The organism is Streptomyces sp. NPDC001231, from assembly GCF_042896885.1.
GTDB lineage: Bacteria > Actinomycetota > Actinomycetes > Streptomycetales > Streptomycetaceae > Streptomyces.
The window spans coordinates 89,281-101,863 of the sequence record NZ_JBIAXS010000006.1 but is presented as its reverse complement, the minus strand read 5'-3'; the positions used below and the strand labels follow the sequence as shown (position 1 = coordinate 101,863).

The following is a 12,583-nucleotide window of genomic DNA, read 5'->3' as shown; positions in this document are numbered from 1 at the left end:
ACGTTCTACCTGACTGCCCGCTGCCTGACGACCGTCCTGGGCTGCTGCTGGGTGATGCAGTGGATGCCTCCGCCGCCGGCGAAGATGGCGCGGGCGTCGACCGGGGTCACCGTGCGGTCGGGGAAGAGCCGGCGGAAGATGCCGGCCGCCTGCTCGTCGCGCGGGTCGTCGAAGGCGCACAGGACGACGCCGCCGTTGCAGAGGTAGTGGTTGATGTAGGAGTAGTCGGCCCAGTGCCCGTCGGCCTCCAGGACGGTGGGGGCGGGGACTTCGACGACCTCCAGGGGGCGGCCGTCGGCGTCGGTGGCCGACTTCAGGATGCCGATGACCTCCTTGGTGACCTCGTGGTCGGGGTGGGCCGGGTCCGGCTGGTGGTGGGCGACGACGACACCGGGGCGGGCGAAGGCGGCCACGATGTCGACATGGCCGAGGGTGCCGTAGCCGTAGGGAGGGTAGTCGCCGGTCAGGCCGCGCGGCAGCCAGATCGCCTTGCGGGTGCCGAGGTGGGCGTGGATCTCCGCCTCGACCTGCTCCTTCGTCCAGTGCGGGTTGCGCTCGGGGCCGAGCTGCACGGTCTCGGTCAGCAGGACCGTGCCCTCGCCGTCGACGTGGATCCCGCCGCCCTCGTTGACGAGCGGGGAGGCGTACGTCTTCGCGCCCGCGAGGTCCGAGACATACGCGGCGATCTTCGCGTCGTGCTCCCAGCGGGCCCAGTCCTGGGCCCCCCAGCCGTTGAACGTCCAGTCGACGGAGGCGAGTTCACCCGTGTCGTTGGTCAGGAAGGTGGGGCCGATGTCGCGCATCCAGGCGTCGTCCAGATCGCGTTCGACGGTGTCGACGCCGTCGCCCAGGAGGGTGCGGGCCTCGGCCGACTGGCCGGGGCCGCAGACCACCGTCACCGGTTCGAAGCGGCTCACGGCACGGGCCACCGAGGCCCAGGCGGCACGGGAGGCGGCGACGTCGTCGGGGGTGTCGAAGGTCGGGTTGGGACCCGGCCACGCCATCCAGGTGCGCTCGTGCGGCGCCCACTCGGCGGGCATGCGGAAGCCGTCGGCGGCGGGGGTGTTCATGTCGGGGGTCCTCGCAGAGGTCACGGAGGTCACAGGAAGTACAGGCGGTTGAGGGAGACCGAGTCGGCGGGCTCGGAGCGGATCGGGTCGCCGTCCAGGGTGACCAGGCCGGTGCGCTGGTCGACGTCGACGGATCCGGTACGGGAGTTCAGGCGCAGGTCGGCGGGGCCGATACCGCGGGTGCCGCGCACGGCGACCCGGCGCCGCCGGGTGGGCATCGTGTCGTGGCCCTGGTCCACGGCGGCCTGGGAGACGAACGCGACCGAGATCTCGGCCGGGGTGGCGCCGTGCGCGCCGAACTGCGGGCCCAGCACCAAGGGTTCGCAGGTGTCGGTGGCCGCGTTGGGGTCGCCCACCACGCCGTACGCGGGGAAGCCCGACTTGAGGACGAGTTGCGGCTTGGCGCCGAAGAACTCGGGGCGCCACAGCACGATGTCGGCCAGCTTGCCGGTCTCGATCGAGCCGACCTCGTGGGAGAGGCCGTGCGCGATGGCTGGGTTGATCGTCAGCTTGGCGATGTAGCGCAGGACGCGCGCGTTGTCGTCGTCCGGACCGTCCCCGTCGACCGGGCCCAGCTCGGCCTTCATCTTCCCGGCCATGGCGAAGGTGCGGCGCACGGTCTCGCCGGCCCGGCCCATGCCCTGGGCGTCGGAGGAGGTGATGCCGATCGCGCCCAGGTCGTGCAGCACGTCCTCCGCGCCCATGGTCCCGGCGCGGATGCGGTCGCGGGCCATGGCGGCGTCGCCGGGCAGGTCGGTCTTGAGGTCGTGGACGGAGACGATCATGCCGTAGTGCTCGGCGACCGCGTCCCGGCCGAAGGGCAGGGTGGGGTTGGTGGAGGAGCCGATGACGTTCGGGACCCCGGCCATCTTCAGCACGTTGGGGACGTGTCCGCCGCCGCAGCCCTCGATGTGGAAGGCGTGGATCGTGCGGCCCTCCAGGACACGCAGGGTGTCCTCGACCGACAGGCACTCGTTCAGTCCGTCGCTGTGCAGGGCGACTTGCACGTCGTGCTCCTCGGCGACCCGCAGGGCGGTGTCGAGGGCGCGAGTGTGGGCGCCCATGTCCTCGTGCACCTTGAAGCCCAGGGCCCCGCCCTCGGCCAGCGCCTCGACCAGCGGGGCCGGGTGCGAGGACGAACCGCGGCCCAGGAAGCCGATGTTGACCGGCCAGGCGTCGAAGGCGCCGAACGCGTGCCGCAGCGCCCACGGCGAGTTGACGCCCACGCCCCACACCGGCCCGAACTCCTGGCCGATGATGGTGGTCACGCCGGAGGCGAGCGAGGCCTCCATGATGCGCGGCGACAGCAGGTGCACATGGGTGTCGACGGCGCCGGCGGTGGCGATCAGCCCCTCGCCGGACACGATCGTGGTGCCGGTGCCGACGACCACGTCGACGCCGTCGAGGGTGTCGGGGTTCCCGGCCCGCCCGATGGAGTGGATCCGGCCCTCGCGGATTCCTATGGAGACCTTGCGGATGCCCTGCACGGCGTCGATGACGACGACGTTGCTGATCACCACGTCGCAGGTCTCGCGGACCGCCGCCGCCTTGAGGTGCAGTCCGTCCCGGGCCGTCTTGCCGAAGCCGGCGAGGAACTCGTCGCCGTACTCCTGCGCGTCGGACTCGATCCGGACCACCAGCCCGGAGTCGCCGAGGCGGACGCGGTCGCCGGCCCGCGGGCCGTGGGTGGCCGCGTACGCGTACGGGTCGATGCTCATCGGTCGGCTCCCAGGTATCCGCAGGCGGCGGCCCGGCGCAGGGCCTCTTCCTTTGCTCCCGGCGCGTCCAGGGGCCCGTCGACGAGGCCGGCGAAGCCGATCGCGATCCGCTCGCCGCCGATCGGCACGAGGCCGACCTCGACACTCTCCCCCGGCCCGAACCGCACCGACGATCCGGCGGGCACCGCGAGCCGCATGCCGTAGCCCCGCTCGCGCGGGAAGTCGAGACGCGGGTTGGCCTCGAAGAAGTGGAAGTGCGAGGTCACGGAGACCGGCACGGACGCGGTGTTGGTGACCGTGAGCCGTACGGCCGCCTCCGGCTCGGCGTGCTCCGGTCCCGGCAGCAGCGCGCCCGGACCCATCCCCCCCAGCCCGCTCCCCGCGATCGGGTCGGAGACCACCGCGAGCCGTGAGCCGTCGTCGAAGACGGCCTCGACGTGGACCTCGGTGACCACGTCCGCCACTCCGGGCAGGACGTCGTCCGGGCCGAGCACCGTGCGGGCACGCTCGATCGCCTCGGCGAGCCGGGCGCCGTCGCGGGCTGCCTCGCACACCGTGTCGGCGATCAGGGCGGTGGCCTCCGGCACGTTGAGCCTCAGGCCGCGGGCCCTGCGGGCGCGGGCCAGTTCGGCGGCGGTGAACAGCAGCAGCCGGTCGCGCTCGGTGGGTGTCAGTCTCACGCCGTGGCACCTCCTTGATCGCCAAATTAGAACAACACTCTAAACGTGAAATTCGAAGAAAGGAACCGTTGACGTGAGCGATTCGACCGTCACATTGAACATCGCTCTAACTCTCAGGCGGCCGTCGAAGGGGACCTGCCATGCCGATGGAACAGCGCGGAGTCGACACCATCCCCGAGGAGGAACGGACCAGTGGTCCGCGCGATCTGGTGTCGATCCTGCTGGGGTCCAATCTGTGTCTCGGCGTGATCATCTTCGGCTGGCTGCCGCCGTCGTTCGGGCTCGGCTGGTGGGCCTCGGTCAGCTCGATCGTGGTGGGCACGGCTGTCGGCGCGCTGTTCACGGCCCCGCTGGCGCTGGCGCTGGTCTCCCTGCGCACCGGCACCAACCTGTCGACCTCGTCCGGCGCCCAGTTCGGCGTGCGCGGCCGGCTGGTCGGCTCGGTGGTCGGGCTGCTGCTCGCCCTCGGCTACACCGCCCTGACCGTGTGGATCGGCGGCGACGTGATGGTCTCCGTCCTGCACCGGCTGTTCGGTCTGACGCCGAGCGCGGCCTCGTACGGCGTCGTCCACACCCTGCTCGCCGCGGCGACCGTCACGGGCGCGGTGTACGGCTACCGGGTGCTGCACGCCATGTCCCGTGTGCTCGCGATCGGATGACCGCCCTGCTGATCCTCGGCGTGATCGCCTACGCCCCGCACTTCACCACGGCCGCGCTGCCGGAGGCCGGCGGCTGTCTTCTGGGCGGCTTCTGGCCGACGTGGTTCCTCTCGACGGTGGCCGCGGGACTGTCCGGTCCGATCTCCTTCATCACCCTCCTCGGCGACTGCACCCGTTACATCTCCCCCACCCGGTACTCCTCCCGCCGGGTGCTGCACGCCACCTGGCTGGGCCTGATCCTCGGCCTGCTGGTCCCTCAGTTGTTCGGCACCTTCACGGCCTTCGGCGCCCGCGCCGCCCTCGACCACGCCGGGCCGCTGGTGGACGCCTCCCCCACCTGGCACCTGATCCCGCTGCTTTCCGGTCGCAGCACTGGGCCCTGTCGGAAGAGACCGGGAAGCACACCACCAACGGCCGTTCCCCGCCCGCCGGTTCGCGAAGCTAGCGAACGGCGGACGGGGAACGGGAGAAGGGGAGCGGGAGACGGCCGGTGAGGCGAAGGGCCGGGCAGGCGCCTACGCCAGCGCGTGCATCCAGCCGTGCTTGTCCTCGGTGACGCCGCGCTGGACGTCCAGCAGGGCCCGGCGCAGCTTCATCGTGACCTCGCCGGGCTCGCCGCCCGACTGCTTCCACTCGGCGCCCGCGCGCTTGACGGTGCCGACGGGGGTGATGACGGCGGCCGTGCCGCAGGCGAAGACCTCCGTCAGCGTGCCGTTCTCGGAGTCGCGCTGCCACTGGTCGATGGAGACGCGGGCCTCCTCGGACTCGTAGCCGAGGTCGCGGGCGACCTGCAGCAGCGAGTCACGGGTGACGCCCTCCAGGATCGAACCGCTCAAGGACGGGGTGACGATCTTGTCGCCGTACACGAAGTACAGGTTCATGCCGCCGAGTTCCTCGACCCACTTGTGCTCCACGGCGTCGAGGTAGCAGACCTGGTCGCAGCCCTCGGCGGCGGCCTCGGCCTGGGCGAGCAGGGAGGCCGCGTAGTTGCCGCCCGTCTTGGCGTCGCCCATGCCACCGGGGACGGCGCGGACGCGGTCCTCGGAGGCCCAGATGGAGACCGGCTTCACGCCGCCCGGGAAGTACGCGCCGGCCGGGGAGGCGATCACGAGGAACAGGTACTCGTTGGCGGGCTTGACGCCCAGCCCGACCTCGGTGGCGATCATGAACGGGCGCAGGTACAGGGACTCCTCGCCGCCGTGCGCCGGGACCCATGCCTTGTCCTGCCGGACCAGGACGTCGCAGGCTTCGATGAACGTCTCGACGGGCAGCTCGGGCATGGCCAGGCGGCGGGAGGACGCCTGGAAGCGCTTGGCGTTCTTCTCCGGGCGGAACGTGGCGACCGAGCCGTCGGGCTGGCGGTAGGCCTTCAGGCCTTCGAAGATCTCCTGCGCGTAGTGCAGGACGTGCGTGGCGGGGTCGAGGGAGATCGGCGCGTACGGAACGAGCTGGCCGTCGTGCCAGCCCCGGCCCTCCGTCCACCTGATCGTCACCATGTGGTCGGTGAAGTGGCGGCCGAATCCGGGGTTGGTCAGGATCGCCTCCCGCTCCGCGTCGGAGAGCGGGTTGGCCGAAGGCTTGAGCTCGATCGTGGGCGTCGTCATGAGTGAGTGTCCTTCACCGAGTTGTTGTGACAGGCCGCGCTCACGCCCGTACGGCCGGATGGCCTGTGCTGGGACGTCCGAGCATTCCCTCATACCGCGGCTCCGCGTTCGATTATCGCGCGGAGCCGACGGCGGAAGAAAACGGGGTGAATGCGGCCCAGGGACTGATGGTGGCACCCGGCGGCGGACAGGGGGAAGCCGCCGGGCGCGGATGCGACCCGACGGCTTCGAAGTTTTCGAGCGGCGGCCGGGTCAGCCCGCTACTCGTACGCGGAGCGCGTCGCCGATCTCGGCGGTGGAGCGCGCGGGCAGCGCGCCGCGCTCCGCGAGGTCGGCGGAGACGGCGTCCTCGATCCGGGTCGCCTCGGACTCGTAGCCGAGGTGGCGCAGCAGCAGGGCGACGGACAGGACCGTGGCGGTGGGGTCGGCCTTGCCCTGACCTGCGATGTCCGGGGCCGAGCCGTGGACCGGCTCGAACATGGACGGGAACTCGCCGCCCGGGTTGATGTTGCCGGAGGCGGCGACGCCGATGCCGCCGGAGACGGCCGCGGCGAGGTCGGTGATGATGTCGCCGAAGAGGTTGTCGGTGACGATGACGTCGAACCGCTCGGGCTGGGTCACCAGGTAGATGGTGGCCGCGTCGACGTGGATGTACTCCGTGGTGACCTCGGGGTACTCCTCGGCCACCTTGTTGAAGATGTTCGTCCACAGGTGGCCCGCGAAGGTCAGCACGTTGTTCTTGTGGACCAGCGTGAGCTTCTTGCGCGGACGGGCCTGGGCGCGGGCGAAGGCGTCGCGGACCACGCGCTCGACACCGAAGGCCGTGTTGACGGAGACCTCGGTGGCGACCTCGTGCTCGGTGCCCTTGCGGATGGTGCCGCCGTTGCCCGTGTACGGGCCCTCGGTGCCCTCACGGACGACGACGAAGTCGATCTGCGGGTCGCCCGCGAGCGGGGTGGCGACTCCGGGCAGGAGCTTGCTCGGGCGCAGGTTGACATGGTGGTCGAAGGCGAAGCGGAGCTTGAGCAGGAAGCCGCGCTCCAGGACGCCGGAGGGCACCGACGGGTCGCCGATGGCGCCGAGCAGGATGGCGTCGTGCCGCCCCAGCTGCTCCAGGTCGGCGTCGGTGAGGGTCTCCCCGGTGGCGTGGTAGCGCCGGGCGCCGAAGTCGTACTCCTTGGTCTCCAGCTTCACATCCTGCGGTAGGGCGGCGGACAGGACCTTCAGGCCCTCGGCCACGACTTCCTGGCCGATTCCGTCACCGGGGATCACTGCGAGATCGATGCTGCGAGACATGCGGGCACCCTACTCCTCGTCCCATGAGCTGACATGGAGCGTCCGCGATCCGGACACCCCGGGGGGACTCCCGGACCTCAGTGACCCGTCTGGCCGCCGTTGTCGCGGCGGTCGAGGGCGCGCTGGAGGGCGGCGGCGGCGTTCTTGCGGTCGGACTCGCTGGTGCGCGGGATGTGGCGGACGCGGCGGCGGACGGTCGTCTCGGGCATGGGAATCGACTCCTTCGAGCAGCACGGAGTACGGAAAAGAAGACTGACGAGACTCCCCCACTGCCTAATGGGCGTGGGCGGCGCCCCCGGAAGGGGCGGAAAGCCTGCCGCAGGGGGTGACCTGCACGGGCCCGGCTCACGACCGCCATTCGCTGGATCAAGCGAGACGCTCGGCTCCTACCAAGCTAAGTGAGGACCGGGCGTCTGTCTCCACAATTACTCGGACTTCCTACTATCTGAGACGGAGGATTGGGTCACACCCCCCTGACCTGGGTTTTTCCTCTGTCCCAAATGGCTCCGCCCCCGGTCCGGAGGGGTGCTTCCGGAGCGGGGGCGGGGTTCAGGGGGTGCCGCGCGGGCGTCAGCCCATGTGCGGGTAGGTGTAGTCGGTCGGCGCGACCAGGGTCTCCTTGATGGCGCGGGTCAGGGTCCAGCGCATCAGGTTCTGCGGGGCGCCGGCCTTGTCGTTGGTGCCGGAGGCGCGGCCGCCGCCGAAGGGCTGCTGGCCGACCACGGCGCCGGTCGACTTGTCGTTGATGTAGAAGTTGCCGGCCGCGTAGCGCAGCTTCTCCATCGTGTGCGCCGCGGCGGCGCGGTCGCCGGCGATGACCGAGCCGGTCAGGGCGTAGTCCGACACCGACTCCATCTGGGTCAGCATCTCGTCGTAGGCGTCGGCCGAGCTGTCGTCGTACACGTGGACCGCGAGGATCGGGCCGAAGTACTCGGTCGTGAAGACCTCGTTCTCCGGGTCGGTGCACTCGATGACGGTCGGGCGGACGAAGTAGCCGACCGAGTCGTCGTAGGTGCCGCCCGCGACGATCGTGCAGGACGGGTCCTCCTGGGCCCGGTCGATCGCCGCCTTGTTCTTCGCGAAGGAGCGGTCGTCGATGACCGCGCCGATGAAGTGCGACAGGTCGGTGACGTCACCCATGGTCAGGGAGTCGACCTCGGAGGCGAACTCCTCCTTGAAGCCGGAGTTCCAGATCGACGCCGGGATGTAGGCGCGGGAGGTGGCGCTGCACTTCTGGCCCTGGTACTCGAAGGCACCGCGGGTCAGCGCGGTCTTCAGCACCGCGCGGTCGGCCGACGGGTGGGCCACCACGAAGTCCTTGCCGCCGGTCTCGCCGACCAGGCGCGGGTAGGCGCGGTACTTCTCGATGTTGTTGCCGACCGTCTTCCACAGGTACTGGAAGGTCTTGGTCGAACCGGTGAAGTGGATGCCGGCCAGGTCGCGGTGGTTCAGTGCGACCTCGGAGACCTCGATGCCGTCACCGGTGAGGAGGTTGATGACGCCCTTGGGCAGGCCCGCCTCCTCCAGCAGCTTCATGAGCAGCACGGCGGCGTGCGTCTGGGTCGGGGACGGCTTCCAGATCACCACGTTGCCCATGAGGGCCGGCGCGGTGGGCAGGTTGGCCGCGATCGCCGAGAAGTTGAACGGCGTGATCGCGTAGACGAAGCCCTCCAGCGGACGGTGGTCCATGCGGTTCCACACGCCCGGGGAGTTGGCCGGGGGCTGCTCGGCGAGGATCTGGCGGGCGTAGTGGACGTTGAAGCGCCAGAAGTCCACCAGCTCGCAGGGGCTGTCGATCTCGGCCTGCTGCGCGGTCTTGGACTGACCGAGCATCGTGGAGGCGGCGATCGTCTCGCGCCACGGGCCGGACAGCAGCTCGGCGGCGCGCAGGATGATCGCGGCACGGTCGTCGAAGGACATCGCGCGCCAGGCCGGGGCCGCGGCGAGAGCGGCGTCGATGGCGTCCTGCGCGTCGACCTTCGTGGCGTTGCGGTAGGTGCCGATGACGGCCTTGTGGTTGTGCGGCTGGACGACCTCGAAGGACTCGCCCCCGCCCATGCGCTTGGCACCGTCGATGGTGCAGGGCAGGTCGATCGGGTTCTCGGCCAGCTCCTTGAGCTTGGCCTCCAGGCGGGCGCGCTCGGGCGAGCCGGGGGCGTAGCCGTGCACCGGCTCGTTGACGGGCGTGGGGACCTGGGTCACAGCGTCCATGGGATCCGAACTCCTTGACTTGAGCGGTGTTGCGAGCGGGGTGCGGAGGCTCAGCCCTTGCTGACCATCGAGCGGAGGAAGAAGCGCAGGTTGGCCGGCTTCTCCGCGAGGCGGCGCATGAAGTAGCCGTACCAGTCGGTGCCGAAGGCGGTGTAGACGCGCATGCGGTGACCCTCGGCGGCCAGGCGCAGGTGCTCGTCGCCGCGGATGCCGTACAGCATCTGGAACTCGTACTCGCCGAGCTTGCGGCCGGCGGTGCGGGCCAGTTCCTGCCCGATCGAGATCAGGCGCGGGTCGTGGGAGCCGATCATCGGGTATCCGTCGCCCTGCATCAGCACGCGCAGGATGCGGACGTACGCCTTGTCGATCTCGTGCTTGTTCTGGTAGGCGACCTCGGCGGGCTCCTTGTAGGCGCCCTTCACCAGGCGGACCCGGCTGCCGTTCGCGGCGAGGCGGCGGGCGTCGGCCTCGGTGCGGAAGAGGTAGGCCTGGATGACGCAGCCGGTCTGCGGGAAGTCCTTCCGCAGTTCCTCGTGGATGGCGAACATCGAGTCGAGGGTGGTGTGGTCCTCGGCGTCCAGGGTGACCGTCGTGCCGATGGCGGCGGCGGCCTCGACGACCGGGCGGACGTTCTTCAGCGCCAGCTCGTGGCCGTGCTCCAGGGCCTGGCCGAACATGGACAGCTTCACGGACATCTCGACCTTCGGGCCGAGCTCCAGGTCCTTGATCCGGTCGATCAGCCCCAGGTACGCGTCCCGCGCGGCGGCCGCCTGCTCGGGAGTGGTGATGTCCTCACCGACCACGTCCATGGTCAGTTCCAGGCCCCTGCCGGTGAGGTCCTCGATGATCGGGACGATGTCGCCCACGGTCTCGCCCGGGATGAAGCGGTCGACGACCTGCTTCGTCCCCGGGGCCGCCGAGATCAGGCGTCGCATCCGGTCGCTGCGCGACGCGGCGAGAATCACGGGACCCAGCACGGGGCACCTCCACACGAACAAGCAACACAAGGCCGCAGCCCGACGGTTCGGGGGCGGCACGGAGAACCACCGTGAAAGTAAAGGTTTCCTCAGATCGTCGGCCATCGACAGCTGTCACGCATCCGCGCACGTGATCTCAGACAGACGTATGAAGGCCATGCGGAAATGCGGGAGAATGCCCGAGTGACATCCAGTTACAAGGGTGACTACCAGGAGCTGGTCGACGAGATCTCGGAGCTGCTCGGCGCGCCGGCCACCCTGGAGAACCGGAACTTCGAGCTGATCGCCTTCGGCGCCTACGACAGCGAGGGCGACCTGGATCCGTCCGCCCTGGACCCGGTGCGCACCCGCTCGATCCTGACCCGCCGCTCCACGGCGGCCGTCCGCCACTGGTTCGAGGGCTTCGGCATCACCCGGGCGACCGGTCCGGTGCGGATCCCGCGGACCCCGGAGGCGGGCGTGTACCGGGGACGGATCTGCCTTCCGGCCCGCCATCGGGGTGTCGTCCTCGGCTACGTCTGGCTCCTGGACTACGACCCCGGGCCCACCGATCGGCAGCTGGCCGCGGCCATGCTGGTGACCGGGCGGATCGGTGCGCTGCTGGCGGACGAGGCCCAGCACGGCGCGGACCTCACCCGGGAGCTGCGGGCGGTGCTGACCGCCGAGCCGGGCTGGCCGCGGGACATGGCGGTGGCGGAGCTGAGGACGGCCCTCGGGGCCCGCGCGGACGGACCGCACACGGTGGTGTGCGTGGCCCCCTGGCCGTCGGCGGACCCGGACGACGCCCCTTCGGTGCGCACCCTGCCGGGTGCCAGGGCCCTGTGCGTGATCCCCTGGGGTGGGGGTACCTCCCACGCCCTCAAGGCAGTGCGGGAGACCGGTCAGAGCCTGGTACTCCTGGTCGGCCTGCGCTCCACGGACACCCTGACACCGGCGGTGTCGGCGGCTACCCGCCTGCTGGAGCGGGCGGGTGCGTCGGGGGCCGGCGGCTCGGGCCGCACCGCCGCGGGGAGCGCACACGGCGGAGCCGGAGGCGGCGGCGCCGCAACCGGCCGGGCGGCAGGCCCCGAAGGCGGCGTGGGCCGCACCGGAGCCGGGACCGGAGGAGCCTCCGCCCAGGACGGGACGACCGGACGGGACGGCGGCCCGGGCCGGTCCACCGCGGGTGGCGGCGGGGTGGCCGCGGGGATCGCCGCGGCGCGGACGGGGCTCGACGAGCTGGGGACCGCGTGGGCGGAGGCCTCGGCGGCGGCGCGGGCCGCGCTGGCGGAGCCGCGGCTGGGGCCGGTCGCGCGGTGGGCGGCCATCGGACCGTACCGGCTGCTCACCGGGCTGCCGCCGGAGGCCGCGCACGACCCCGCCCTGCACGGACTGCTCTCCCCCGCCCACCGGGAGCTGGCCCGCACCGCCGAGGTCTACCTCGACTGCGCGGGCCAGGCCGGGCGCACCGCCGCCGAGCTGGGCATCCACCGCCAGACCCTGTACTACCGCCTGTCCCGCGTGGAGCAGCTGACGGGCCTCGACCTGGACGACGGCGAGGACCGGCTGCTGCTGCACATGGCGCTGAAGGCGGCGCGGCTCTAGTGCTGTGACCGGAAAGGTTTGCCGGGAAGCTCGCGGCGTCCGGTGCGGTGCATCGCAAGGCGGAGCATGACCCGCGTACTGGATGTACTCGGGTGATGCGACAACGCGGCGAGGTGACGTGCCGGGCGTCGCGAGCCGGTGAACCTTTCCGGTCACAGCACTAGGCGTCCCGCTCGGTCCCCGCGATCACCCGGCGCAGCCCCTCGGTGAGCTGGTCGGCGTCGGTCGCGGAGTCGGGGTCGAAGAGCCACTGGACCATCAGGCCCTGGAGGAGGGTCTGGTAGAGGCGGCCCTCGGTGTCGACGACCTCCTCGCTCTGCTCGGCTTCGGGGAGGCCGTTGAACAGGGGCAGCAGTCCCGAGCGGCCCTGCGACTGCGCCTCCACCAGCATCTTGCGCACCTCGGGAAGCCGGTCGCCCTGGAGGATGAGTTCGAAGCTGATCAGCCAGACCGCCCGCGACTCGGGCATCGACCGGATGATGTTCGCCCACACCTCCCGGAAGCGCTCGAGTGAGCCGGGCGGCGCCTGCGTCGTGCCGCCCGCTCCCCAGCCGGGTTCGAAGCGGTCCCCCATTTCCTCGATGAGGGAGACGTACGCCTGGACCAGCAACGCGTCCTTCGAGCCGTAGTGGTACCCGATCGAGGCGAGGTTGGTCCCCGACTCCTTGACGATGTCGCGCGCGGTCGTGCGCACGAACCCCTTCTGCAGCAGGCAGCGCTTGGCGCCCTCGAGCAGATCCTCACGGTGTCCCATGCCCGCCACCCTACCCGCGATTCATACAAC

10 protein-coding genes and 1 pseudogene are annotated in these 12,583 nt (G+C 71.0%); 2 read left to right on the top strand and 9 right to left on the bottom strand.

What is annotated here, in order from left to right:
* Nucleotides 1-5: 5 nt before the first annotated feature.
* The 3 genes from ACFY3J_RS09550 to ureA are packed head-to-tail and all read right to left on the bottom strand — an operon-like array spanning nucleotide 6 to nucleotide 3,468.
* A complete protein-coding gene (locus ACFY3J_RS09550) occupies nucleotides 6-1,070 on the bottom strand; it encodes an agmatine/peptidylarginine deiminase (protein ID WP_390840662.1) in 1,065 nt (354 codons plus the stop codon).
* Nucleotides 1,071-1,099: 29 nt separating this feature from the next.
* Nucleotides 1,100-2,788 carry an urease subunit alpha gene (locus ACFY3J_RS09545; RefSeq protein WP_384182430.1) on the bottom strand — a complete coding sequence of 563 codons (1,689 nt, stop codon included), beginning with the start codon at nucleotides 2,786-2,788 and terminating at the stop codon, nucleotides 1,100-1,102.
* Nucleotides 2,785-3,468 (bottom strand): urease subunit gamma, encoded by a 684-nt coding sequence (gene ureA / locus ACFY3J_RS09540; protein ID WP_390840660.1) that lies wholly within the window; start codon nucleotides 3,466-3,468, stop codon nucleotides 2,785-2,787. Before ureA ends, ACFY3J_RS09545 begins: the two co-directional genes overlap by 4 nt.
* 140 nt (nucleotides 3,469-3,608) lie before the next feature.
* Here ureA and ACFY3J_RS09535 point away from each other — a divergent pair.
* Nucleotides 3,609-4,504, top strand: a pseudogene (locus ACFY3J_RS09535) (cytosine permease); the annotation flags it as partial.
* Between the two features lie 138 nt (nucleotides 4,505-4,642).
* Here ACFY3J_RS09535 and ACFY3J_RS09530 read toward each other — a convergent pair.
* From ACFY3J_RS09530 to ACFY3J_RS09510, 5 genes are all read right to left on the bottom strand, one after another.
* Complete coding sequence (locus tag ACFY3J_RS09530; RefSeq protein ID WP_390840659.1) at nucleotides 4,643-5,731, bottom strand: branched-chain amino acid aminotransferase; 1,089 nt, start codon at nucleotides 5,729-5,731, stop codon at nucleotides 4,643-4,645.
* A gap of 252 nt (nucleotides 5,732-5,983) precedes the next feature.
* Nucleotides 5,984-7,027, bottom strand: a complete 1,044-nt coding sequence (locus ACFY3J_RS09525) for a 3-isopropylmalate dehydrogenase (protein WP_225079600.1) — start codon at nucleotides 7,025-7,027, stop codon at nucleotides 5,984-5,986.
* Nucleotides 7,028-7,104: 77 nt separating this feature from the next.
* Entirely contained in the window at nucleotides 7,105-7,236 is a 132-nt protein-coding gene (locus ACFY3J_RS09520; RefSeq protein ID WP_141358068.1) for a hypothetical protein, read from the bottom strand.
* Nucleotides 7,237-7,597: 361 nt separating this feature from the next.
* The gene (gene pruA, locus ACFY3J_RS09515; RefSeq protein ID WP_390840658.1) at nucleotides 7,598-9,238 is read right to left on the bottom strand and encodes an L-glutamate gamma-semialdehyde dehydrogenase; all 1,641 of its coding nucleotides are present in this window, start codon (nucleotides 9,236-9,238) and stop codon (nucleotides 7,598-7,600) included.
* 50 nt (nucleotides 9,239-9,288) lie between these two features.
* Nucleotides 9,289-10,215: a proline dehydrogenase family protein gene (locus ACFY3J_RS09510; protein ID WP_390840657.1), complete on the bottom strand. Its 927-nt coding sequence runs from the start codon at nucleotides 10,213-10,215 to the stop codon at nucleotides 9,289-9,291.
* 183 nt (nucleotides 10,216-10,398) lie between these two features.
* Between ACFY3J_RS09510 and ACFY3J_RS09505 the strand changes: the two genes are divergently transcribed.
* Nucleotides 10,399-11,799 carry a PucR family transcriptional regulator gene (locus tag ACFY3J_RS09505; protein ID WP_390840656.1) on the top strand — a complete coding sequence of 467 codons (1,401 nt, stop codon included), beginning with the start codon at nucleotides 10,399-10,401 and terminating at the stop codon, nucleotides 11,797-11,799.
* 160 nt (nucleotides 11,800-11,959) lie between these two features.
* Here the strand turns inward: ACFY3J_RS09505 and ACFY3J_RS09500 are convergent, their stop codons facing one another.
* Nucleotides 11,960-12,553: a TetR/AcrR family transcriptional regulator gene (locus tag ACFY3J_RS09500; RefSeq protein WP_384182410.1), complete on the bottom strand. Its 594-nt coding sequence runs from the start codon at nucleotides 12,551-12,553 to the stop codon at nucleotides 11,960-11,962.
* Between the last annotated feature and the right edge of the window lie 30 nt (nucleotides 12,554-12,583).